This is a genomic window from Neorhizobium sp. DAR64862/K0K3 (assembly GCF_050500185.1).
GTDB classification, from domain to species: Bacteria; Pseudomonadota; Alphaproteobacteria; order Rhizobiales; family Rhizobiaceae; genus Neorhizobium; species Neorhizobium soli.
Genome location: NZ_CP191449.1, coordinates 796,759 through 820,196 on the forward strand (window position 1 = coordinate 796,759; position 23,438 = coordinate 820,196).

The window sequence follows — 23,438 nt, forward strand, 5'->3', positions numbered from 1 at the left end:
CCATGGCCGCCCGTCGTAGTTTACTCAATCTGTGGCCGGGTTTTGTGGCTGGGCCTCAGAATTCTTCCCAAGACTGGGCCTGCGCCGCGGCCGATGACGAACCGCCGCCGAAGGCTGAAGCGATGCGGTTGCCGAGTGCTCGTGCCGGCGATGGTGTCTGGCGCGAGGCCGGCGATACGGCCATCGGAGCCGACGGAGCATGGCCGCGACGACCGTTCGATGCGGACCGGTTTTCGGCCTGGCCGAGGTTGAAGCGTGACAGGAGGTCGTTCAGCGAGGCTGCTTCCTTGGCAAGCGAGTGGCTGGCCGCAGTCGATTCTTCCACCATGGCGGCGTTCTGCTGGGTGCCCTGGTCCATCGTGTTGACCGCCGTGTTGATCTCCTGCAGCCCGACCGCCTGTTCGCGCGCGGAGTCGACGATCGCGTTGACGTGGCGGTTGATCTCCTGAACTTCGGCGACGATGACTTCCAGCGCCTTGCCGGTCTCGCCGACCAGGTGGACGCCGGAGCGGACATGCTCGCTTGATGCGGTGATCAGTTCCTTGATCTCCTTGGCGGCCTTGGCAGAGCGCTGTGCGAGTTCGCGGACTTCCTGTGCGACGACGGCGAAACCCTTGCCCGCTTCACCGGCGCGCGCGGCTTCGACACCGGCGTTCAGGGCCAAAAGGTTGGTCTGGAAGGCGATTTCGTCGATGACGCCGATGATGCTGGAGATCTCGCCCGAGGACTTTTCGATCCCCTGCATGGCGGTGACCGCATCGCGCACGACTGCGCCGGAACGCTCGGCGCCGGCACGGGCCTTGGTGACGAGGTTGCCGACTTCTTCGGCGCGCTTGCTGGAATCCTTCACCGTGGTGGTGATCTGCTCCAAGGCGGCTGCGGTTTCTTCGACCGATGCAGCCTGCTGTTCGGTGCGCTTGGACAGATCGTCGGCGGCCGCACGGATCTCATTGGCGCCGCCGTCGATGCCGCGGGCATTGTTGCCGACGGCCTGCAGGGTTTCCTGAAGGTTGGCAACCGAATCGTTGAAGTTGTTGCGCAGTGCATCAAGATGCGCGACGAACGGCGTGTCGAGGCGGTAGGCGACATCACCCTGCGCAAGCTTTGCCAGTCCGCCGGCAAGCTGGTCCACCGCGAACTGGGTGTCAGCGGCGTCCTTTGCCTTTTGCGCGTCGCGTTCGATGCGTTCGCGATCGGACAGGCTCCGGTTGGCATCGGCTTCGCGTTCGAGGCGGATGCGCTCCAGCGCGTTGTCGCGGAACACGGCAACGGCTGCCGCCATGGCGCCAAGCTCGTCGCGGCGATCCTGACCTTCGATCGGTGCCTCTGTTTCACCCCGTGCCAATGACGCCATGCGTTCGCGCAGGTTGGCAATCGGCTTGGTGATGCCCTTGGCGGAGACGAGGAGCGCTCCGACGATACCGGCCGAAAACACGACTGCGAGAACGAGCAGTGCGTTGAAGATCGTCGAGTTCGTTTCGTCGGTGATCGCGTTGCTCTTGGTATTCACATCTGCGCTCAACCGCTCGAGGAATGCCGCGAGGTCCTTCGCCAGCGGCAGAACCTGCTGATCGACCTTCACAAGAGCTGCCTTGGCGATTTCGTCCTGGTCGTTTTCACCGAGGGCAACAGCCTCGTCAGTCAGCGTGAGGACTGCCTTGACGCGGGTCACGAGCGGGTCGAGGTCTGCCGCTCTGGTTGGCACGAGTGTACGGATATGCTCGAGACGCACCATCAGGTTGGTTTTGCTTTCCTTGTAGAAAGCAGTGGCAGCCGTCATCCCCTCGCTGCCCCTGGGATAGGCAAGGGTCTGGTAGGCGGCATAGCCCGTCGCCGCAAGATTGCGGTTGGCGCGGGCCATTTCCACAGCCGCAACGGTGTCTGTCGAAATAAAATCGGAGTAGCTGGTATCGGCAGCCTTGTAGCGGCTTGCAACGAAGCTTGTAGCGCCCAGGCCAACGACGCAGAGCGGGATAAGGACAGACAGTATTTTGGTGCGAATACTCGCATTTTTCAAAAACGACATAGAACCCCTCGTGGAGTAGCGGAGAAGCCTCCATTCCATCAGCGTTGCTGGCGCCAGCCGGGATCGCTGGAGCGCATGCAAACTGATCGATTGGTCAGGCAAACTTGTGTGGCATGACAGCTGCGCTCTGCCTTCATGGCTGCCAGGGGATATTCTGTCGCAGACAGGCGTAATAAGTTATAGTTTAAATATAATTAAGCGCTGATATTACAGTGAAAATGCATCACGACTGGATTCTAGACTTGGTGTTTCGTTCGCCGGTGGCGCCCGGAGGGATGGGGTATCCTGTCCCGACAGCCAGGCTACGTCGAGACGTCAGGCCTCCACGGCACCAGTCTGCACTTCATCGCCGCCCAGCCCCGTCTTCATCGCCTTGCCCGCAACATAGGTTTCCACCACCGCGCGGTCGTCGCCCATGGTCTGCAGCAGGAACAGCTCTTCGGGCAGGGTCTTCACCGTTTCCATCCGAAGCCGCATTGCGGGTGTCGATCCGGCGTCGAGGATGACGAGGTCGGCCATCGATCCGATGTCGAGCGTGCCGATGTCGGCCTCCATGCCCAGCGCCTCCGCATTGCCGCGGGTCATCAGGTAGTAGCTTTCGAGCGGATTGAGACGTTCGCCCAGCAGTTGCTGAATCTTGTAGGCCTCGTCCATGGTCTTCAGCATCGAATAGCTGGAACCGCCGCCGATATCGGTCGCGACGGAAACACGGACGGGCTTTTCGCGCCTCCTCAAGGCTTTCAGCGGAAACAGGCCGGAACCGAGGAAGAGGTTGGATGTCGGGCAATGCACGGCGATGCTGCCGGCTTCCGACAGCGCATCTGCCTCGCGCTCGGACAGATGGATGGCGTGGCCAAGCAGCGTCTTTTTCCCCAGCAGGCCGTAGCGGGCATAGATGTCGGTATAGTCCGTCGCTTCCGGATAGAGCTCGGCAGTATACTTGATTTCGTCGTGGTTTTCCGAGAGGTGCGTCTGGATGAACAGGTCGGGGAATTCCTGCGCCAACGCTTCCGCCGCCTTCATCTGGCCCGGCGTCGAGGTGATGGCAAAGCGCGGCGTGATGGCGACGTGGTTGCGGCCCTTTCCGTGCCATTCGGCAATCACGGCTCTGGTTTCGTCATAGCCCATCTCGGCGGTATCGAGCAGGCCCTGCGGCGCATTGCGATCCATCATCACCTTGCCGCCGACCATGCACATGTTGCGCTTCATCGCCTCGGCGAAAAACGCGTCGGCGGAAGTCTTGTGGACGGAGCAATAGGCAACCGCCGTCGTCGTGCCGTGGCGCAGGAACTCGTCGTAGAAATGCGTGGCGATGCGCGTCGCGTGATCGCTCTCGACGAAGCGGCATTCCTCGGGGAATGTGTAGGTGTTGAGCCATTCCAGAAGGTTGCCGGCATAGGACGCGATCACCTGCATCTGCGGAAAATGCACATGGGTATCGATCAGGCCCGGCAGAATGAGGTGCGGCCGGTGATCGATCTCTTCGACGTCGGCCGTCGCCTGCGCCTTGACCTGCGCGTAGTCGCCGGTTGCGGTGATCCGGCCGCCGGAGACCAGCAGGGCGCCGTCGTGCTCGTACAGATAGCTGTCGGTGTCGGTCATCGCGAGGGGGGCGCGCTTGAACGACAGGAGGCGGCCGCGGATCAGGGAATCGGTCATCTAAAACTCTATTTCGACGCTATTGCACTTTCATACCACGCAACGAGAAGACGGCGCTCCTCGAGGGTGATGGCGGACACGTTGCCTGGCGGCATGGCGTGGCTCCGGCCGGCCTGGATATAGATCTCGCGGGCGTGGGCGGCAATCTCCGCATCGGTTTCCAGCTTCACCGATTTCGGCGTGAAGGTGATGCCCTCCCAAACCGGTTCCGCCGCATGGCACATCGAACAGCGCCCCTGAACGACATTGCGTGCCGCGACGAAATGGGTGTCGGATGCGAATGTCTGCTGGATCGGCGTCATGGCCGATGCTTTCGATATCTGTGTCTCGCCGGTCAGCACTTTTGGCACCGTCGAAAGCCACATGATGGTGATGAACAGGAGCACTGTCACCAGCCAGGTCCAGGTCGGCTTGCCCTTGCGGGCATGGGTGGTGTTGAACCAGTGGCGGATCGTCACGCCCATCAGGAAGATCAGCGCCGCGATCACCCAGTTGAAATGGGTGGCAAACGCCAGCGGATAATGGTTCGACAGCATGAAGAAGATGACGGGCAGAGTCAGGTAGTTGTTGTGCAGGGAACGCTGCTTGGCAATCGCGCCGTATTTCGGATCGGGCGTGCGCCCGGCGATCAGGTCGGCGACGACGATGCGCTGGTTCGGCATGATGATCATGAAGACGTTGGCAGACATGATCGTGGCGGTGAAGGCGCCGAGATGCAGGAAGGCGGCGCGGCCGGAAAAGATCTGCGTGTAGCCCCAGGCCATCGCGACCAGAACCACATAGAGAATGCCCATCAGCGCCCAGGTGTTCTTACCGACAGGCGATTTGCACAGCTGGTCATAGATGACCCAGCCGATACCGAGTGACGCCAGCGAAAGGCCGATCGCCTGCAGGGATGACAGGTCCATCACCGTGCGGTCGATCAGGAACAGGTCTGCGCCGCCATAATAGACGATGCACAGCATCACGAAGCCGGAGAGCCAGGTGGCGTAGCTTTCCCACTTGAACCAGGTCAGGTGCTCCGGCATCTGCGCCGGCGCCACCAGGTATTTCTGGATGTGATAGAACCCGCCGCCATGCACCTGCCATTCCTCGCCATAGGCGCCGACGGGAAGATGTGCCCGCTTCACCAGCCCAAGATCAAGCGCGATGAAGTAGAAGGACGAGCCGATCCAGGCGATCGCAGTGATGACGTGAAACCAGCGCGCTGCAAAGCTCAGCCATTCCCAGGCGATCGCGTATTCGTACATTCCGTGTGTTCCCGATTCAGTTCCCCTGCAGCGCACTTTGGGGAAAAAATCGCGGAGAGGGAAGAGGGGCGGACGCCACCGTCATTCCGATACAGATCATATGGCAATGAGGGGAGCGGGCGAGGTTGCCGTGCCCGTCCATCCGGACTAGCTTTCGGGCGTATCAGGATCGAGGAGCTACCCATGAGCGAAACCGCAGAACCCCATCATGCCTCGTGCCACTGCGGCGCGGTGCGCTTGCGGGTCAAGTTGTCGGATGGGTTCAACACGATCCGGCGCTGTGACTGCTCGTTTTGCCGCATGCGGGGAGCCGTCGTTGCCTCTGCGCTGCTGAGCGATCTCACTATCCTTGAGGGTGAGGACAGCCTGACGCTCTATCAGTTCAATACGGGGACTGCGAAACACTATTTCTGCAAGACCTGCGGCATCTATACCCATCACCAGCGGCGCTCAAATCCGGAGCAGTTCGGCATCAATGTCGCCTGCATCGAAGGTGTCAGTCCGTTCGATTTCCCCGAAGTGACGGTCATGGACGGCGTCCGTCATCCGGCCGATACGGGTGCCGATCCAAATTCGGGGATTGCAGGTGTCCTCAGATACTCGACATCCTGAGGCTGTCAGACAGCGGCAGTAATCCGTCCCAGGCGTGTTTCCGGATCGAGGCAGACCTGGTTGCGGCCCCGCATCTTGGCGGCATAAAGGGCCAAGTCGGCGCGCCGGTAGAGGTCTGCGGCGCTATCGCCGCTGTCGCCGGACGCGATGCCTGCAGAAAACGTGTAGCGGAAGCTCTGCTGTTCCGCGACGGGCCGCGAGTGACGCACCGCCTCCAGCATCTTGCCGACGATCGTCAGCGCGTTTTCCGGTGATGCATTGGGCAGGATCAGCACGAATTCCTCGCCGCCGACACGGCCGAGTACGTCGGTCTTTCGCACATGGCTGTGCAGTGTCTTGGCAAAGTCCTTCAGCACCGCATCGCCGACCGAATGGCCGAAACGGTCGTTGATATATTTGAAATTGTCGATGTCGAGCACGGCCAGGCATCCGGCCGGCTGCGATGGCGCCCCACCTTGCGAGCGCAACAGATCGTCGATCTTTGCCATCGCGAACCGCCGGCTTGGAATGCCGGTCAGTTCGTCGATCTGGGAGACCCTGATCGCGTCGTCGCGGTCCTGCCGGAGCGTTCTTTCGTCGGGGCGCATCGAGGTGATGTCACTTGCAACGCACAGCATCCAGCCGTTCGGCTGCATGGTTTCCGTCATCCAGAGCCAGCGGCCGTCGTGAAGGTCGGTTTCGTAGGCGCGAAAGCCGGTCTTGCCGCGCCGCGAAAGGGTGGAGCGCAGCCATGTCTCGAAATCCGTCGCCTTGATGACCGTGCCGCGCGCTGACAGGAAATTGCGGCGCATCATCTCCGACCAGAGCGGACTATCGGTCTCGTCGAGGCACCAGGCGTCCCGGAACGCACGATTGGCGAAACGTAGCCTGTCGTCCTGATCGAACACCGCGATCAGGACGCCTGCAACTTCCATCAGCCCGGCCATCTGCCGCAGCGTCGCGTCGTCGTTCAAGGCCATGATGTCCCAGAATGTGAGTCTCTGTCTGCGTATTTCTTAGCTGTTACTTATGAATGATCGGTTAGGCAATTTGTTTCAACCCGCGGTATACGCGGTTGAGCAGCAGCAGTGACCGTGCAGTGGTGACAAATCATTTTTGCGCCCTATCTTAGCGTCAATTGCAATTTTCAGAGTTTCCCTTGCTCATCGCCGATCTCGACGAACACGCCGCCCTTCTCGATCGTCTCGAGGCCCTCGAAGCCTACGACATCATGGATTCTCCGTCTGAACCGGAGTTCGACGGGATCGTCCAGATCGCCACCGCGCTTTGCAAGGCGCCGGTGGCGCTGATCAGTCTTGTCGATGCGGAACGCCAGTGGTTCAAGGCGCGTGTCGGGTTCAGCCCGTCTGAAACGCCGCTCTCCCAGTCGGTCTGCCGCCATGCGCTCGCCAGTTCCGATCTTCTGATCATTCCCGATCTCAAGGACGATCCGCGCACGCGCGACAACACGCTGGTGACCGGCGAGCCATTCATCCGCTTTTACGCAGGCGCACCGCTGATCACGCCCGACAATATCACCATCGGCAGCCTCTGCGTCATCGACAGTGTGCCGCGGCCGCACGGCCTCGACAACGAACAGCGCGAAGGACTGCGCGCGCTTGCAGGCCAGGTGATTGCGCTGTTTGAAGCGCGCCGGCTGTCGCAGCGCAAGGACGATCTGTTTCGCCGTCAGAAGAGCCTGACATCGCATATGCGGGCCGCTGCAAACGAGACGCTGGCTGCCCAGGAGGCTGGCGGCGTCGGCACGTTCGAAGTGGATATCGAGACCGGTCAGGCCAAGACGTCGCCGGCCTTTTGCCGCATCTTCCATCTGCCCGTCGCACCGATCTATCCGTCCTCCCTGTTTGAGGGAATGGTCGTGGAGAGCGACCGGGGCTTGCAGTCGAGCGACCTCGGCCGTCGGGAAGCTACGGATTCGCTCGACGTCGAGTATCGCATCAACACGGATGTCGGAATCCGCTGGATTTCGCGCACCGCCAGTTTCGTTCACGACGAGAGCGGACGGCCGATCAAGATGATCGGTGCGGTGAAGGACGTCACAGTCATCAAGCGGGCGGCTGCCCGCGTCCAGGCTCTGCTCGATCTTGGCGACCGTCTCAATCATCTGACCGACACAGAGTCCATGGCGATGGCGGCGGCCGACCTGATGGCCAAGGCACTGGATGCCACCCGCGCCGGTTTCGGCATCGTCAACCTTGCTGACGAGACGGTGCTGATGCAGCCGGAATGGACGGCGCCCGGTGTCGTGTCTCTTTCCGGCCGGCATCACTTCCGTGATTACGGCTCGTTCATCAACGATCTGAGGCTTGGCAACCCCGTCGTCATCCCCGATGTCACGCAGGACCCGAGAACCCGCGACAATGCGCAGGCACTGCTGGATCTCGATATCCGCGTCCTCGTCAATGTGTCGATCATGGATCAGGGGCGTTTCAATCTGGTCGTGTTCGCCCATCACACACATCCCTATGCGTGGAGCACCGAAGAACTGGCTTTCTTGCGCAGCTTTGGCGATCGCATCCAGGCAGCGATTGCCCGCGTGCATGCCGAGGCCGAACAGATGGTTTTGCAGCGTGAGCTCGGGCACCGTCTGAAAAACACGCTTGCCATGGTGCAGGCCATCGCCTCCCAGACCCTGCGTCCGGTCAAGGAGCGCAACCACGTGGACGCTTTCGAGCGTCGCCTGCATGCGCTGAGCACCGCGCACGAAATCCTTCTCGAGCGTAACTGGAGCAGTGCCCCCGTTTCCAACGTCGTTGAAAAGACGCTCGACCGTCTCTCCGTGCGCGAGCGGATCGACATCGTCGGCGATCCGATCATGCTTGGACCCAAGGGTACGCTGTCGCTGTCGCTCGTGCTGCACGAGCTCGCCACCAACGCGATCAAGTATGGCAGTCTCTCCAACACGACAGGCCGCGTTGCCATCAATTGGCACGTGGAAGGCGAGGGCGATCTTTCGTCGTTCAACTTCAGCTGGCAGGAAAGCGGCGGGCCCCGGGTTGCCGAACCGCAGGCCAATGGGTTTGGATCGAAACTTATTCGTATGGGACTGGCCGGAACAGGCGGCGTTAACGTTCGTTATGAACCATCGGGCTTCGTCGCCCAGATGCACGCGTCTCTCCCTCAGCTCCAGCAGGCAGATATCTGAATGGGATCACTTACCCCGCCTTCAAGGCACGTCGTACTCGTAGTTGAGGACGAACCGCTGCTCTTGATGATGGCGACGGACCTCGTAGAAGAAGCCGGTTTCGAAGCCGTCGAGGCTCGAAGTGCCGATCAGGCAGTCGAAATTCTCCAGGACCGTAAGGATATCCGCATCGTCTTTACCGACATCGATATGCCGGGCAGCATGAACGGAATGCGGCTGGCCGCCATGGTGCGCGACCGCTGGCCGCCGATCGAGATCATCATCGTGTCCGGCCATGTGAAGCTCGGCAAGGACGATATGCCGGCCCGCAGCGTGTTCTACAGCAAGCCCTACGATGCCGCCAAGATCGCCGCTCAGCTGCACCGGATGGTCTCGCACCTCTGAATGCCTGCGTAACTGGCGTTTCTTTAAGAAAAATCTAATACGCAAGTTGTGCGCCGCACTATTTTGTTTAGCGGCACCAGCCGACTCGCGTATTGTAAGCTTTGCAAGTCCTCCGGCGGTGCCGGGTATTGCGTTGAGCGCGTCGCCGGAGATGACATTCATCAACGGAGAACAGGCTTATGCGTAGTGACATGACGCCGAGCAGGCGGTGCCTTCCAACGGGCGCGGTGATTGCGTTTGTATCCGGTGTATCCACGTTGAGCATTCCCACTGCTCAGGGGCGGGCGCACGAGGCCGTGAGCGGCTTCAAGTACGATTCCTACTGCTGCAACGGCAACAATCATACCGGCGACTGCCAGAGGATCCCGACCAGGAATGTCAGGATCACAAGCGGCGGTTACGAAATCATCCTGAAGCCCGGTGACCACCGTCTGGTCACCCGCACCCATGATTTCCAGCTGCCGCAGAGCGCGGCCCGTCGCAGCACCGATTCCGAATATCACATCTGTCTCTATCCGACGGAAGACACGTTGCGTTGTTTCTACGCACCCGACATGGGCTTTTGAACGACCAGCATGATCAGTCTCGGAAACTCGGCATCATGAGGCGCATGAAATCACGGAAGGCGCGGATTTTCTTCGAATGCCGCCGCGTCTCCTGATAGGCGAACCAATAGTCGTTGCCGTCCGAGGCCCTGAGTTCGAACGGCTGGATCAGTCGTCCGAGCGCAACGTCGTCGGCGTAGAATTCGGGCTTCAGAATCGCCACGCCCTGTCCGGCGATCGCGGCCGCCGCCTCGAAAGCCTGTGCCCCGAAACGACTGTTCGGTCGTCCCCCGAGATCCGCATCGGGAATGCCGGCCGCTTCAAGCCACAGCCGCCACCAGACATCGCCCGCGTCGATGATCCGCAACTTCAGGATATCGGCCGGCTCGCGAACGCCGCCGATCGTTTCGGCCAGCACCGGGCTCAGCATCGGCGTAAAATCGCTCTTCATCAGGAAATGCGAGGTCAGTCCCGGCCAGCGGCCGGTGCCGCTGCGGATCGCCACGTCGGCTTCGGTCCGAGTGAAGTCCACCACGGTCTGCGAGGTTTCGAGCCGTACCGCGATGTCGGGGTTCTGCATCTGGAATGTGCCGAGATGAGGGGCGAGCCACCGGTATGCGAATGTCGCGGTCGTGTGGATGACCAGCGTGCTCTCTGACAGTTCCTTCGTTCCCGCCACAGCCTCGTCCATGATGCCGAACGCTTCCGATATTTTTGGTGCCAGCCGCTCGCCTGCCGCCGTCAATGTCACCTGTCGCGGCCGGCGGAGGAAAAGCTGGTCGCCCAAAGTCTCCTCGAGAAGCTTGATCTGATAGCTCACGGCCGTCTGCGTCATGCCCAGCTCTTCGCCGGCCCTGGTGAAACTTAGGTGCCGCGCTGCCGCTTCGAAGACGCGAAGGGCGTTCAGCGGAAAGTTCCTCGACATTTTCATGGATAAGCCCTCTTCATCCATCCAGACGGATGTTCCATTGGAAACGGAGCATTTTTGCGCGCATCTTCCAAGCACAAACATCAAATCAATGATGACTCTACAAGGGAGAAGCGGCCATGTTCAGTGGTTTGCGCGCTGCATTTCTGCGCCTGAAATCAAGCGGGCGGTTCTTGACCTCGATGATCTCGGGCGCCCGCCAGCAGTGCGACGTGGAGAATGTCAGCGAGGACGAACTGCGGGCCTTCGGTCTGCTCGACGAGAGGATCACGCCCAGCACCGTCAAGCGTCGGTTCCGTTCGGAGGCGTGGGCCGAGGTGGATCGCTACCAGCGCTTTCCGTGAGCCGCGTGTCAGACCGAAGAACGCGCCGAGACACTTTCGACCGGATGCCGGGCCGGGACGCGGTGCAACAGTTCGGCGGCGACCAGCGCTGCGATCACCGCCGGGCGCTTGTCCTTGACGCTGCCGTCAGCCAAGACATTGCCGACCGGTAGCGTCAGCCGGGCCATCATTGCCGCACTCGCGTCACGATCCTCCGTCTGCCGCTGCAGCCAGTTCGAAAATGTGGCGCGCTTGGTGGCAGAGCCGATCATGCCGACATAGGCGAGGTTTCCCCGCAAAAGCGCCCGTTCGGCGATGAGGAAGTCCAGCGCATGGTCGTGGGTGAGGATGACAGCCGCGCCACCCGGCGCAATCTCCGCCACATGCGCTTCCGGCATGGCAATCAGCCTTGCGGACACTTCTAGCGGCAGTCCCTCCAGCGCCTCGGCGCGTGTCTCGATGACGGTCACGGCAAAGGGCAGGGGCGCGAGAGCGCGTGCCAGCGCCAGACCCACATGGCCGCAGCCGAACAGGTAGATTTCGGGGCGCGTGTCCTCTTCGAAGCGGATACGGGTTTGCAGATCCGTAGCGACTTCAGGCGTCACGACAGTAAACACGAGTTTCGTGCGACCGCCGCAGCACTGGCCGATCTCAGGCCCCAGCGGAATATCCATCACCGCTGCGCCCGAGCCTGCCAGGATGGCACGCGCATTGTCGATCGCCATATATTCGAACTGGCCGCCGCCGATCGTGCCCCAGATCGCCGTGCTGCTCACCAGCATGAACGTACCTTGCTCACGCGGAGTCGAGCCCTTCGCCTCAGCGATCGCGACGAGGACCGATGCGGGGTTGGCGGCGAGAAACGCGGCAAGCGGCAGGGTCATGGTTGGGGCTCATGCGGCTGCAGCATCGCTCTTCACCCCAAAGCCTTCATCCGCTCGACCGCCATCAGCACCCTTTCCGGCGTCGCGGGCGCATCGAGCCTCGGGCAGGCGGTGTAGTCGGCAACGCTTGCCACCGCCATCGAGATCGCTTCGAGAACCGAGATCGCCAGCATGAACGGCGGTTCGCCGACGGCTTTCGAGCGGCCGACGGTCGGTTCGGCGTTTTCCGACCATTCCGCCAGCTGCACGTTAAAGATCTTCGGCCGGTCTGAGGCGAGCGGGATCTTGTAGGTGGAGGGCGCGTGCGTTCTGAGGCGACCCTTGGCATCCCACCACAGTTCTTCGGTGGTCAGCCACCCCATGCCCTGCACGAAGGCGCCTTCGATCTGGCCGATATCGATCGCTGGATTGAGCGATTTGCCGACATCATGGAGAATGTCGGTGCGATCCATCATGTACTCGCCGGTCAGCGTGTCGATCGAGACTTCCGACACGCAGGCTCCATAGGCGAAATAGTAGAACGGGTGGCCCTTTCCGGCCGCCCGGTCCCAATGGATCTTCGGCGTCTTGTAGAAACCGGCCGCAGAAAGCTGGACCCGGTCGTAATAGGCGGCCTTCACGAATGTATCGAAGGGCACCGTGTCGCCGCCGATGCGGATGCGGTTGGGCAGGAATTCCACCTCCGACTTGTCCACCTTCCACTGCCGGCAGGCGAAATCCACGAGCCGCTCCTTGATCTGCCGGCAGGCATCGTAGGCGGCCATGCCGTTGAGATCGGAGCCGGAAGAGGCAGCCGTCGCGGATGTGTTCGGCACCTTGCCGGTGGTGGTCGCCGTGATCTTCACCCGGTCGATATCCACCTGGAAGGCGTCGGCCACGACCTGCGCCACCTTGGTATAGAGACCTTGGCCCATCTCGGTGCCGCCGTGGTTCAGGTGGATCGAACCGTCGTTATAGACATGCACCAGCGCGCCCGCCTGATTGTAGGCGGTGAGCGTGAACGAGATGCCGAACTTGACCGGCGTCAGCGCGATGCCCTTGCGAATGACGGGGCTTTGCGCGTTGAATTCGAGGATCGCCTGTCGCCGCGCCTGATAGTCGCTCGACTGTTCCAGTTCCTCGACAATGCGGGCGATAACGCAGTCCTCGACATCCTGATGATAGGGGGTCGTGGTGCGGCCGGAGCCGGGCTGTCCGTAGAAATTGAGCTTGCGCACCTCGAGCGGGTCTTTGCCGACCGCATAGGCGATTTCCTCGATCATCCGCTCGGCGCCGAGCATGCCCTGCGGCCCGCCGAACCCGCGAAAGGCGGTGTTGGACACCGTGTGGGTCTTTAGCGGTTGCGAGGTCAGGTGCACATGCGGGTAGAAATAGCTCGAATCCGCATGAAACAGCGCCCGGTCGGTGACGGGACCGGAGAGATCGGCGGAAAAGCCGCAACGCGCCGCGTAGGTCGCATCGACCGCGTGGATGCGGCCGTCCTCGTCGAAGGCGATATCGTAATCGACCCGGAAATCATGGCGCTTTCCGGTCATCGACATGTCTTCGTCGCGGTCCGGCCGGAATTTGACCGCCCGGTTGAGCTTCTTTGCCGCGACGGCCGCAAGGGCTGCGAACTGGTTGCCCTGGGTCTCCTTGCCGCCGAAACCGCCGCCCATGCGTCTGGTGCGGACTTCGATCGCGTGGTTCGGCACGCCCAGCACATGCGCCACCATATGCTGCACCTCGCTCGGATGCTGGGTGGAGGACCAGACGATGACGTCGTCGTCCTCGCCCGGAATGGCAAAGGCGATGTGGCTTTCGAGGTAGAAATGCTCCTGGCCGCCGATTTCCATTGAGGCCTGAACCCGAAGCGGCGGCTTGCCGATCTCGGCCTCCGGCTCGCCACGCTTCAGCGTCATCGGTTCGGTCACGAATGGGGCGCCATTGTCGCGGGCACCTGCAATGTCGCTCCAGTGGGGAAGGTCGCGGTACTCGATCTTCGCCAGCAGTGCTGCACGCCTGGCCTGGTCGCGCGTTTCCGCAAACACCGCAAAGATCGGCTGGCCGTGGAACTGCACGAGATCGGTCGCCAACAGCGGCTCGTCATGGCGTCCGGTCGAGCCGACGTCGTTGGCCCCCGGAATATCGTCTGCCGTCATCACCCAGACGACGCCGGGGGCTGCTTTCACGGCTTCGAGGTCGATCGAGACGATCTGCGCATGGGCACGATCGGCAAGGCCCAGCCCGCCATGCAGCGTGCCCGCGGGTTCTGGAATGTCGTCGATATATTCGGCCTGCCCGGTCACATGCTTGTGCGCCGAATCATGCTTCAGCGACACATGCATCGGGCCGTCGATCACGGGTTTCATCGGAAAGCTTGTGTTGTCCATCATGCTTCCTCCAGCTCGAACCGGTGCAGCTCGCTCGGTGCTCCGGCGGTCTCCAGGAAGAACCGCGTCAGCAGGTTCTTGGCGGTCAGGCTGCGGTATTCAGCGGTCGCCCGCCAGTCGGTCAGGGGCTGGAAATCCGCATCGAACGCGTCGCGCACGGCCGATACCACGCCCCAGCTCCAGGGCTGTCCTATCAGCATATCTTCCACATGGGTCGCCCGTTTCGGGATTGCCGCCATGCCGCCGAAGGCGATGCGGATCTCCTCGACCAGCCCTTCCGCATCGAGCATCAGGTAAAACGCGCCGCACAGCGCCGAAATATCCTCGTCACGACGCTTGGAAATCTTGTAGACGGCGAAATGGCTGTCTTCTGCCGGGCGCGGCACGACGATCTTTTCCACGAACTCGCCGGGCTGCCGGTCCTGCTTGCCATAGGCGATGAAGTAATTCTCGAGCGGCATCGTGCGGCGACCGGAATGGGAACGCAGCGTCAGTTCGGCACCCAGCGCGATCAGGGGCGGCGGTGTGTCGCCGATCGGCGATCCGTTGGCGATATTGCCGCCGATCGTGCCCATGTTGCGCACCTGGCTGCCGCCGATCCGGTCGATCAACCGGCCGATGGCGGGAACCACCGCATCCATCACGCCTTGCGCATCCGCATAACTGACGCCGGCGCCGATGGAGACCCCTCCATCCTCGATGGTGATCGATTTCAACTCGCTGAGGTGGTTGATGAAGATGACAGGATCAAGCAGCCGCAACTGCTTCGTCACCCACAGTCCGACGTCGGTGGCACCGGCCACGACGGTTGCATCAGGGTTTTGGGAAAAGACTTCGGCAAAGGCCTCGACCGAGGCCGGAACGATTGAGCGGGCGCCGTCTTTCTCCACGACGATTGTGTCGGTCGCCGACTGCATGGAGAAAAGCTTGCCCATGATTTCGGTGCGGTCGCGTTCCAGCGGATCAAACAGCGCGCTCGGGCGGCTTTCCGCCACCTGTTCGGCCGCCTTCACGATCGGCTCGTAACCGGTGCAGCGACAGAGATTGCCCTGCAAGGCGCTTTCGATGTCCTGGCGCGACGGCTGTTCGTTGGAAAGCCAGAGCCCATAAAGCGACATCACGAAGCCCGGCGTGCAGAAGCCGCATTGCGAGCCATGACAGTCGACCATCGCCTGCTGCACCGGATGCAGAATGCCATCCTTTGCGGCCAGATGTTCGACCGTGACGATATGGGTTCCGTGCAGCGATCCGAGCAGGCGGATGCAGGCATTGACGCTTTCATAGATCAGGCCGCGTTCGCTCAGCCTCCCCACCAGCACCGTGCAGGCACCACAATCGCCCTCGGCACACCCTTCCTTCGTCCCCGTCAGCCGCCTTCTGAGGCGCAGATAATCGAGAAGCGTTTCCGTGGGGCCGAAATCTCCAAGGCTCAACTCTTCCGTGTTGAGAATGAAGCGGATCGCTGAACTCATCTGTCTCCTTCGTCCGCCGTTCCCGGCTTCTGCTGTCAATTTCATTGGCGCGGATGCCGGGGCATCCGCTCAAAGTCTCTGCCGCGACGCCCCGACGTCTCCGCCGCGACACCCGCCCAACTCTCCTCATTCCTGTGCTCGTCACAGGAATCCAGCAGCGTCGCGTCCGCGACGCGGAAGGGCCATTTCACGCAAAGACTTCGCGTGACTGGATTCCTGTGACGAGCACAGGAATGAGGGTAGCGGGGGTGGGCGTCGTCACCCACATCGCTTGCTTCGCGCAAGTCTACTTCGCAGTGCGGTCGCCGTCGATGGAGATATTTTTGGCGGGGACGCGGGAGGCAACCTTTCCGCCGAGACAGCTGTCCGGATCTCTCCACCGCAGCGACCACCTAGCGTCTCCGTCGCAACACCCGCCCAACTCTCCTCATTCCTGTGCTTGTCACAGGAATCCAGCAGCGTCGCGTCCGCGACGCGGAAGAGCCTTTCCACGCGAAAGACTTCGCGTGACTGGATCCCTGTGACAAGCACAGGGATGAGGGTCGTGGGGAGGACAACGCGCGGCCACGGAGAGCACGCGCAGGGAGACGGAATGAGGGAAGCGGAGACGTGCCGTTTTCTCAGTTGCACTCGCTCCCAATCGCCTCCCACGCCCAAACTACTGCGCCGTCCATCCGCCATCGATGGAGAGGTGCGTCCCCGTGATACTTCTTGCCGCATCGCTCGCGAGGTACAGCGCCGCGGCGGCCACGTCCTCGACCGCGACGAATTCCTTCGTAGCCTGTAGCCGCAGCAGCACTTCGTCTCGCACCTGCGCTTCGCTGATGCCCTTTTCGCGGGCCTGGGCGGGGATCTGTTTTTCGACCAGAGGCGTCAGCACGAAGCCGGGGCAGATGGCGTTGACGGTGATGCCGGATTGCGCAACCTCGAGCGCGACGCTTTTGGTGAGGCCCATGATGCCGTGCTTGGCGGCCACATAGGCGGATTTGAACGGCGAGGCGACGAGGCCGTGGGCGGAGGCGACGTTGATGATGCGGCCCTTGCCTTGCGCTTTCATCAGCGGGATCGCGTGGCGCATCGTGTGGAAGGCGGATGACAGGAGGATGGCGATCAGCTGGTCCCATTTTTCCGGCGGAAAGTCCTCGATCTTTGCCACATGCTGAATGCCGGCATTGTTGACAAGGACGTCGACCGTTCCGAATGTCTTCGCCGTGCTCCGGATCAGATCCTCGATCTCGCCGGGCCTCGTCATGTCGGCCGGGTGGTAGAGGACGGTTGCGGCACCCGCCTCGTCGAGCATCCGGCAGGCGGCCTCGATTGCGTCCTTTTCTCCAAAGCCGTTGATCACAACCGTATCGCCCGCGGCTGCAAAACCCTTTGCGATGCCGAGACCGATGCCGGACGTTGAGCCGGTGACGACGACGGTTCTTGCCATTTTTATAAAACCCTCCCTAGGCCAAAGCGCCCGCGCTTGAGCGGTGCCTCGACCGGAAAGGTACGCTTAAACCTTGCGCCCTGGCAATTGCAAAGGAGATCCGAAAGAAGGGGAACGCCCAAGGGCCAGGCGCCAGCCTTGCCCTTGCAGCAAGCTTCAATTTGCCGGCTTGCCCGCACCGGTTGCGGCATGGGTCGCCTGCGCATGAGGGGCGGATCGCGCCGGGTTGCCGGCCGTGTTTCTGGCGGCCTGGCGCACGCGGTTGCGCCCGCTTTGCTTCGCGTCATAGAGCAGCGTATCGGCCACCCGCAGCATCTGTGCGAAGCTCTCGCCGGCCTCGCCCTGGTAGACGCCGAAGCTTGCGGTGAGACGTCCTTGCGCGAGCGGCGTGACGGTGGTCTTTGCGAGTGCTGCGCGCAACCGCTCGGCGATATCGGCGGCCTCCGTCTCGGTTGTCTTCGGCAAGACGATGCAGAATTCCTCGCCGCCGATCCGCGCCGCGAGATCGTAGGGGCGGACATAATTGGTGGCGATTTCGCCGGCTGCCACCAGAACCTGGTCGCCGACATCGTGTCCGTGACTGTCGTTGATGGTCTTGAACTTGTCGAGGTCGAACAGGATGACCGAGATCGGTTCCGCCTGGCGCTCGGCGCGTGCCAGTTCCTGCGCAACGCGTTCGCTCAGCCAGCGGCGGTTGCCAAGCCCGGTCAAAGGGTCGGTCATCGCCTGGTGGCGCAGCTTCTGCATCAGCGTTTCGACTTCGGCGACCATCGAGGTCACAGCCGTCGCGAGCACGCCGATCTCATCATCGGCTTTGGAAAACATCCGTACCGGCTGGCCTTCGTCGCGATAGGTTTTGACCGCGCGCGTCAGGCTGCGAAGTGGCCGCAGCAGCAGCCAAAGGCCCGAAAGGCAGGCCACGGTGCCGATCAGCGTGGCGCCGAGCAGCAACAGAAGAAGCGTGAGCGGCTGGGTTTCGAAACCGATCGCGAGATAGGCGATCACGGCGATCAAGGGCACGTGGATGGACAAAAAGCAGATCATGAAGATCTTGGCCGTCAGTGATTTCCTGAAAGGCTGCAGCGCCATCGGGGGGGTCGGATTCATCCCGGCTCCTTTTGAAGATACAAGTCCCCTGCGGGGTCCAAAGACCGCATAAAGCTATGGGTGCGTCCAAAAGAGGGCGCTCGCTCAAAAAGGCAAATGCGAAATTTAGCAGTTTCGCCTCTGATCCTGTGGATAACGGTGCGGCACCCGCTCGATTCCAGCCTCCATGGCGGGGAGTTGCGGTTTGACGGCGACGGCGGCATCTGCTCAAACCGTGATCAACGCGCAAATGGTGAGGGAGGGCAGCATGGCGGGTTACATCCTGGCGATCGATCAGGGAACCACGTCGACACGGTCAATCGTGTTTGACGAAACAATGCAGATCGCCGGTGTCGGCCAGACCGAGTTTCCGCAGATCTTTCCGAAATCGGGCTGGGTGGAGCACGATCCGGAAGCGATCTGGGAGAGCGTGCTCGTGACGGTCAAGCAGGCGCTGAAGGCCGCAGGCCTTGAGGCATCGCAGATCGCCGCAATCGGCATCACCAACCAGCGCGAGACCGTCGTCGTGTGGGACCGCGAGACCGGCAAGCCGATCCACAACGCCATCGTCTGGCAGGATCGCCGCACTGCATCCTATTGCGAAAAGCTCAAACGCGAGGGTCTGGAAAAGACATTCTCGAAGCGCACCGGCCTGCTGCTCGACCCGTATTTCTCCGGCACCAAGCTTGCCTGGCTGCTGTCCAACGTGAAGGGTGCGAGGGCGCGCGCCGCAAAGGGCGAACTCTGCTTCGGCACGATCGATACGTTTCTGATCTGGCGGCTGACGGGGGAAAGAGCTTCGTCACCGACGCCACCAATGCCTCGCGCACATTGATCTACAATATCGCCGACAATGCCTGGGACCAGTCGCTGCTTGATATCCTCAAGATCCCGGCCGCCATGCTGCCCGAGGTGAAGGACTGCGCCGACGATTTCGGCGTGACGGAAAAATCCCTGTTCGGCGCCGAGATCCCGATCCTGGGCGTTGCCGGAGACCAGCAGGCGGCGACGATCGGCCAGGCCTGTTTTGAACCCGGCATGATGAAATCCACCTATGGCACCGGTTGTTTCGCCGTTCTCAACACGGGACGCGACATGGTGCCTTCGAAAAACCGGCTGCTCACCACCATCGCCTACCGGCTGGACGGCGAGACGACCTATGCGCTGGAAGGCTCGATCTTTATCGCGGGCGCTGCCGTGCAATGGCTGCGCGACGGAATCGGCGTCATCGACAAGGCGTCGAAATCGGGAGATCTTGCCGCAAAGGCGGATCCGCAGCAGGACGTCTATCTGGTGCCCGCCTTTACCGGCATGGGCGCGCCGCACTGGGATGCGGAGGCGCGCGGCGCCATGTTCGGCCTCACACGAGCGACGGGACCGGCGGAAATTGCCCGCGCGGCACTCGAAGCCGTCTGCTACCAGACCCGCGACCTCCTGGATGCCATGTGCCGCGACTGGAAGACCCGCAGCGGCGACACGGTGCTGAGGGTCGATGGCGGCATGGTTGCCTCCGACTGGACGATGCAGCGCCTCTCCGACCTCCTCGACGCACCGGTCGACCGCCCAAAGATCCTCGAAACCACCGCACTCGGCGCCGCCTGGCTCGCCGGCTCCAAAGCCGGCGTCTGGCCCGACCGCAAGGCATTTGCCAAAAGCTGGGCCATGGAACGCCGGTTCGAGCCGGAGATGGACCCGAAGACACGGGTTGCCAAGATCAAGGGCTGGAAGGACGCGGTAAGGCGGACGTTGACGAAGGGGTGAGGGGGAATTTTGGCCTCAGCCCTCTTGCTTATCTAGCACCAGTCAATTTGTCGCTTGTTGACCGACCGCTCCCAGGTCGGGCTTGTAGCCGGGTTGACTGAATGGAGCCGGCTGTTTCCGCATCGATCGTGCTTTCAACTTGGAACGAACTGCGCCGACCGATGCTGCTCCGAGCATGATTCCCAAAAGTGCGGACGTCTTGATCGAGAGAAACGCGCCGCCGAACAGCGCCGTCGTGGTGATGTAGATCGATGCCATCAGTGGCAGGATCGGCGGCGTCAGGCGGGTCGAACTCAGGACGCCTGAAAAGAGGTAGAGGCAGAGCAACATGCCTGGCAGTGTGGCAGCGTAGACGAGATAGAGGATGCCGCTGTCGCCGAACCGGCTCACGTTCAAGGCGCCCGAGAACAACTCGAAGATGTTGGTACTGGTGACGACATCGAATGTGATGGCGATGCGTCGAGGGGTTTCGGACTCGGCAAGCCGGCCATCACTCATCATGTAGAAGAAAAATGCCGCGACCAGCACGATGGCCGGACCCCAAGCCGACCATGCCATTCTGATATGCGACTGGAGACATGAGAGGCCGAAAAAGAGAATGATCATGGCGGACGGCACACGCGAGTCGGCCAGCAGTGCCAGGACCAGGCAGGCGGCAAATGCGCCCGCGCGTTGCCAGGGGTAGTGCCGGAACCAGACGGCGAAGAACATGCAGGCGACGACTGCGAAATATCCGAGCGACAGAGGTTCCAGAAACGGTCCACCGATCCGGTGATCGGTCAGGAAGCCGAAGAAACTTCCGCCGCCGCGGTTGGCGCCGAGATAAAGCCCCATCTCGTCCGAGCCGCTGGCGAGCTGGTCGGAGACCCAGACGCGGGTGTTGCGGAAGAACGAGAGGGGATTGAACAGCGTGGTATAGAGGCCGACCAGGAACGCATCCAGAAAGCAGATGACACCGACCGCAGCGATGATCAGCTTGAAGGCCTTGAACGGAAATTGCCTGATGACACTTCCGAAGATGATGAAGATCGGGATGACCATCAGGTCGTAGTAATGTTTCGAATTGAGCTCGTTCCAGATCGACGCCAAGAGTGCAAAAACAGCAAGGCAGGCGCAGGCGATCCAGAAGCTCAACGGAAGCTGCGGCCGCCGCAGGACAGCAACAGCAATCGCTGCTGCAGTAATCGCTAATTGAGCGACGGACGCGATAGTCGAATTGACCGGAAACAGTAGGCTGTTGGAGAAAGCAAGGGCCGTATTCAAAAGCGTTGCGGCAAACAAGACTATGCTTGCCGGCCTGTCGGCGTCGTTGTTTTTTCTATAGGTCTGCAATGGCTGCCCCAATCCCGTCAACCGCCTCCGGTTTGTGGAACTGTTCTTAGCAGATTGATGTATTCATCGACAATCTGTCAGGATTTATTTCTTGCGCTTTCGTCTGCCGGCAGTTTGAGCAGTATCTTACGGACAGGTTGCTTATTTATCATCTTGGCACGACGATCCGTTCCGACTGGATCAGCGCAGGCCTCGGTCGCAGTCCGATCGGTGTCCCATAAAAAGACACGTCATACCGGGTAAAATTCGGCAGCGCCATTTTCATGCCGGTATCGCTCGCCTATGGTCGCACCGCAAATTCGAGAAGGTGAAGAATGGTTCGGCTGCTGCGTGTTCTGTCGTTTTTTCTGGTGTCATGCTTGGCGGTCGCTGCCGGCCGGACCGAGGCGCAGGCAGGTTACGCGCATTTCATCTATGATGTGAGCGCGGGCAAGATTCTTGCGTCCGAAAATGGCGACGTGCTCAACCACCCGGCGTCGCTCACCAAGATGATGACGCTTTATCTCACCTTCGAGGCGATCAAGAGCGGCCGGATGACCTGGGACGAGCAGATCGTCATGACGCCGAACGCGGCGTCGAAGATCCCGTTCAAGCTGGGGCTGAAGCCCGGCGAGACGCTGTCCGTGCGCGAGGCGGTGCTTGCCACCGGCATCCGATCCGCCAACGACTCGGCGGCGGCGCTCGGCGATCGTCTTGGCGGTTCGGAAGAACGGTTCGCGACGATGATGACGGCAAAAGCCCGGGCGCTCGGCATGTCGAAGACCGTGTTCCGCAACGCGTCAGGCCTGCCGGATCCGGCCCAGATCACCACCGCCCGCGACATGGCGATCCTGGCTTTGTCGCTGATCCGCGACTATCCGAGCGAGTACCAGCTGTTTTCGATGCGGTCGTTCGTGTTCCGCGGCCGGACCATTCGCGGCCACAACAATCTCATGTACCGCTATCCCGGCATGGACGGGATCAAGACCGGTTTCGTGAACGCGTCCGGCTACAATCTGGCAAGCGCCGTTGTCGTCAACGGCAAGCGCTATATCGGCGTGGTGATGGGCGGCAAGTCCGCCCGCAAGCGCGACGACCAGATGGCGGCGCTGCTCGATCAGTATACCAACCCGATGCGGCCGGCAGGCGGTGCGCTTGTGGCGACGGCGGAGCCGCAAAAGCGTCCCGGCGTCCAGCCTGGGGGCCAGGCGGGAGCTCCGGCGGCGGGCCAGGTCCTCTCCTATGCCGAACAGCCGCGCCGTCAGATTTCGCCCGGCATGGCATCGTCGAGCCAGAGGACTGTCGCTGCCACTGCCGGCGGCAGAACCCAGTCGCGCACCGGTGTCGAACCGCCGGTTCCCTTGCCTTCCGCGCGGGTAGCCGATGCGTCGAGCGCCGCGTCGCAGGTGGATGCCGCGTCGAACGCCGCAGGCTGGAGCATCCAGGTTGCCGCCGCCGGCAGCCGCAGGGCAGCCACCGCGATGCTGGAGCGGGCACTGCCGGTTCTCGCAGGCGGGTTCGGCCCGGCGGCACCAAGCGTCGAGGGTTACAAGGACGGCGCCCGCGAGTATTTTCGCGCACGGTTTGTCGGATTTTCCAGCCGGGAGGTTGCCGCCAGCGCCTGCGCCTCGCTGGAGGCGAAGTCGATGACCTGTTTCGTGGTGCGCTGAGGCCTTACTCGATCGTTTCGCCGGGATAGACGCCCCACAGGTCCGCCTGTCTGACGAAGCCGGCAAGCCGCCGGTTCTGCAATTGCGCGCGGCACCAGCGGCCGTCGCACCTGACGATATCGAGTTTCACCTCGGCTTGCAGTTGCGCCACCGGCCGCCCGTCGGATGCGGGCGCGATGCGCAACGGCACCGTCTCCTTGATCCAGGGGCCGACCACGGCGGTGCGGTTTCCGGAGAGAAGCGCTGCAAACATCCAGCCGCTCGCGCCCTGCTGGTCACGCACGCGCCGCCAGTTTCCGTATTCCTCGATGATCTCAAGCGGCAGGCCGCGGGCGGAATAGACAAAGGATGTCGGGTGATCCAGCGAGGGCCCGACCCGCATATGCGCCGTTCGTGATTTCAGCGACACAAAGCGGGGGATCGGAAACCCGGTCGAGCGGCCTTTCTTCCAGCCGTCGTTGAACGCGGCTTGCGCCTGCGGCACGCTGCCCCCCGTTTCGACCGGTGCCAGGATGGCGATCAGGACCAGGAGAGCGGGCAAGGCTCTTCTGGCGCGCGTTCCGATTTTTCCGTTT

At 61.8% G+C, this 23,438-nt stretch carries 18 protein-coding genes and 1 pseudogene; 7 read left to right on the plus strand and 12 right to left on the minus strand.

The window, feature by feature from the left end; translation table 11 throughout:
• Positions 1-55: 55 nt before the first annotated feature.
• The 3 genes from ACQY1L_RS04040 to puuD form a co-directional block, all read right to left on the minus strand.
• Entirely contained in the window at positions 56-2,026 is a 1,971-nt protein-coding gene (locus ACQY1L_RS04040; RefSeq protein ID WP_430242924.1) for a methyl-accepting chemotaxis protein, read from the minus strand.
• Positions 2,027-2,341: 315 nt separating this feature from the next.
• Complete coding sequence (gene guaD, locus ACQY1L_RS04045) at positions 2,342-3,685, minus strand: guanine deaminase (protein ID WP_430242926.1); 1,344 nt, start codon at positions 3,683-3,685, stop codon at positions 2,342-2,344.
• 8 nt (positions 3,686-3,693) lie between these two features.
• Positions 3,694-4,935, minus strand: coding sequence for a urate hydroxylase PuuD (gene puuD, locus ACQY1L_RS04050; protein WP_430242928.1), 1,242 nt, complete (start codon positions 4,933-4,935; stop codon positions 3,694-3,696).
• Positions 4,936-5,118: 183 nt separating this feature from the next.
• On the opposite strand from puuD, the gene ACQY1L_RS04055 reads away from it, so the two are divergent.
• The gene (locus ACQY1L_RS04055) at positions 5,119-5,547 is read left to right on the plus strand and encodes a GFA family protein (protein WP_113166803.1); all 429 of its coding nucleotides are present in this window, start codon (positions 5,119-5,121) and stop codon (positions 5,545-5,547) included.
• Between the two features lie 5 nt (positions 5,548-5,552).
• Here ACQY1L_RS04055 and ACQY1L_RS04060 read toward each other — a convergent pair whose 3' ends face one another.
• The gene (locus tag ACQY1L_RS04060; RefSeq protein ID WP_082476268.1) at positions 5,553-6,506 is read right to left on the minus strand and encodes a sensor domain-containing diguanylate cyclase; all 954 of its coding nucleotides are present in this window, start codon (positions 6,504-6,506) and stop codon (positions 5,553-5,555) included.
• A gap of 179 nt (positions 6,507-6,685) precedes the next feature.
• On the opposite strand from ACQY1L_RS04060, the gene ACQY1L_RS04065 reads away from it, so the two are divergent.
• From ACQY1L_RS04065 to ACQY1L_RS04075, 3 genes are all read left to right on the plus strand, one after another.
• The gene (locus tag ACQY1L_RS04065) at positions 6,686-8,692 is read left to right on the plus strand and encodes a GAF domain-containing protein (protein ID WP_430261964.1); all 2,007 of its coding nucleotides are present in this window, start codon (positions 6,686-6,688) and stop codon (positions 8,690-8,692) included.
• Positions 8,693-9,076, plus strand: a complete 384-nt coding sequence (locus ACQY1L_RS04070) for a response regulator (protein ID WP_192086208.1) — start codon at positions 8,693-8,695, stop codon at positions 9,074-9,076.
• A gap of 257 nt (positions 9,077-9,333) precedes the next feature.
• Positions 9,334-9,642 (plus strand): hypothetical protein, encoded by a 309-nt coding sequence (locus ACQY1L_RS04075; protein WP_180215472.1) that lies wholly within the window; start codon positions 9,334-9,336, stop codon positions 9,640-9,642.
• A 13-nt stretch (positions 9,643-9,655) separates the two neighbouring features.
• Here ACQY1L_RS04075 and ACQY1L_RS04080 read toward each other — a convergent pair whose 3' ends face one another.
• A complete protein-coding gene (locus ACQY1L_RS04080; RefSeq protein WP_430261966.1) occupies positions 9,656-10,552 on the minus strand; it encodes a LysR substrate-binding domain-containing protein in 897 nt (298 codons plus the stop codon).
• A gap of 116 nt (positions 10,553-10,668) precedes the next feature.
• Here ACQY1L_RS04080 and ACQY1L_RS04085 point away from each other — a divergent pair, with 116 nt between their 5' ends.
• Positions 10,669-10,893, plus strand: coding sequence for a hypothetical protein (locus ACQY1L_RS04085; protein WP_430242936.1), 225 nt, complete (start codon positions 10,669-10,671; stop codon positions 10,891-10,893).
• A gap of 8 nt (positions 10,894-10,901) precedes the next feature.
• Here ACQY1L_RS04085 and xdhC read toward each other — a convergent pair whose 3' ends face one another.
• From xdhC to ACQY1L_RS04110, 5 genes are all read right to left on the minus strand, one after another.
• Entirely contained in the window at positions 10,902-11,756 is an 855-nt protein-coding gene (gene xdhC / locus ACQY1L_RS04090; protein ID WP_430242938.1) for a xanthine dehydrogenase accessory protein XdhC, read from the minus strand.
• A gap of 32 nt (positions 11,757-11,788) precedes the next feature.
• Positions 11,789-14,128 carry a xanthine dehydrogenase molybdopterin binding subunit gene (xdhB, locus tag ACQY1L_RS04095; RefSeq protein WP_430243810.1) on the minus strand — a complete coding sequence of 780 codons (2,340 nt, stop codon included), beginning with the start codon at positions 14,126-14,128 and terminating at the stop codon, positions 11,789-11,791.
• Entirely contained in the window at positions 14,128-15,600 is a 1,473-nt protein-coding gene (gene xdhA, locus ACQY1L_RS04100) for a xanthine dehydrogenase small subunit (RefSeq protein ID WP_430242940.1), read from the minus strand. The genes xdhB and xdhA overlap by 1 nt, the downstream gene beginning before the upstream one ends.
• Before the next feature lie 658 nt (positions 15,601-16,258).
• Positions 16,259-17,035: a 3-hydroxybutyrate dehydrogenase gene (locus tag ACQY1L_RS04105; protein ID WP_062455520.1), complete on the minus strand. Its 777-nt coding sequence runs from the start codon at positions 17,033-17,035 to the stop codon at positions 16,259-16,261.
• A 156-nt stretch (positions 17,036-17,191) separates the two neighbouring features.
• Positions 17,192-18,142: a GGDEF domain-containing protein gene (locus ACQY1L_RS04110; protein WP_430242942.1), complete on the minus strand. Its 951-nt coding sequence runs from the start codon at positions 18,140-18,142 to the stop codon at positions 17,192-17,194.
• A 247-nt stretch (positions 18,143-18,389) separates the two neighbouring features.
• Between ACQY1L_RS04110 and glpK the strand changes: the two are divergent.
• Positions 18,390-19,882 (plus strand): annotated as a pseudogene (glpK, locus tag ACQY1L_RS04115) (glycerol kinase GlpK).
• A gap of 42 nt (positions 19,883-19,924) precedes the next feature.
• Here the strand turns inward: glpK and ACQY1L_RS04120 are convergent.
• Entirely contained in the window at positions 19,925-21,016 is a 1,092-nt protein-coding gene (locus ACQY1L_RS04120; protein ID WP_430242944.1) for a hypothetical protein, read from the minus strand.
• A gap of 512 nt (positions 21,017-21,528) precedes the next feature.
• Here ACQY1L_RS04120 and ACQY1L_RS04125 point away from each other — a divergent pair.
• Positions 21,529-22,863: a D-alanyl-D-alanine carboxypeptidase gene (locus ACQY1L_RS04125; RefSeq protein ID WP_430242946.1), complete on the plus strand. Its 1,335-nt coding sequence runs from the start codon at positions 21,529-21,531 to the stop codon at positions 22,861-22,863.
• 4 nt (positions 22,864-22,867) lie between these two features.
• On the opposite strand, the gene ACQY1L_RS04130 is transcribed toward ACQY1L_RS04125, so the two are convergent.
• Positions 22,868-23,404, minus strand: coding sequence for an SH3 domain-containing protein (locus tag ACQY1L_RS04130; protein WP_192086214.1), 537 nt, complete (start codon positions 23,402-23,404; stop codon positions 22,868-22,870).
• Positions 23,405-23,438 lie beyond the last annotated feature (34 nt).

Coding starts and splice junctions, on each gene's coding strand:
- ACQY1L_RS04055 (WP_113166803.1), top strand. CDS start 5,119: ATGAGCGAAACCGCAGAACCCCATCATGCCTCGTGCCACTGCGGCGCG.
- xdhB (WP_430243810.1), bottom strand. CDS start 14,128: ATGGACAACACAAGCTTTCCGATGAAACCCGTGATCGACGGCCCGATG.
- guaD (WP_430242926.1), bottom strand. CDS start 3,685: ATGACCGATTCCCTGATCCGCGGCCGCCTCCTGTCGTTCAAGCGCGCC.
- ACQY1L_RS04070 (WP_192086208.1), top strand. CDS start 8,693: ATGGGATCACTTACCCCGCCTTCAAGGCACGTCGTACTCGTAGTTGAG.
- ACQY1L_RS04125 (WP_430242946.1), top strand. CDS start 21,529: ATGGTTCGGCTGCTGCGTGTTCTGTCGTTTTTTCTGGTGTCATGCTTG.
- ACQY1L_RS04080 (WP_430261966.1), bottom strand. CDS start 10,552: ATGAAAATGTCGAGGAACTTTCCGCTGAACGCCCTTCGCGTCTTCGAA.
- ACQY1L_RS04040 (WP_430242924.1), bottom strand. CDS start 2,026: ATGTCGTTTTTGAAAAATGCGAGTATTCGCACCAAAATACTGTCTGTC.
- ACQY1L_RS04110 (WP_430242942.1), bottom strand. CDS start 18,142: ATGAATCCGACCCCCCCGATGGCGCTGCAGCCTTTCAGGAAATCACTG.
- puuD (WP_430242928.1), bottom strand. CDS start 4,935: ATGTACGAATACGCGATCGCCTGGGAATGGCTGAGCTTTGCAGCGCGC.
- xdhA (WP_430242940.1), bottom strand. CDS start 15,600: ATGAGTTCAGCGATCCGCTTCATTCTCAACACGGAAGAGTTGAGCCTT.
- ACQY1L_RS04060 (WP_082476268.1), bottom strand. CDS start 6,506: ATGGCCTTGAACGACGACGCGACGCTGCGGCAGATGGCCGGGCTGATG.
- ACQY1L_RS04105 (WP_062455520.1), bottom strand. CDS start 17,035: ATGGCAAGAACCGTCGTCGTCACCGGCTCAACGTCCGGCATCGGTCTC.
- xdhC (WP_430242938.1), bottom strand. CDS start 11,756: ATGACCCTGCCGCTTGCCGCGTTTCTCGCCGCCAACCCCGCATCGGTC.
- ACQY1L_RS04085 (WP_430242936.1), top strand. CDS start 10,669: ATGTTCAGTGGTTTGCGCGCTGCATTTCTGCGCCTGAAATCAAGCGGG.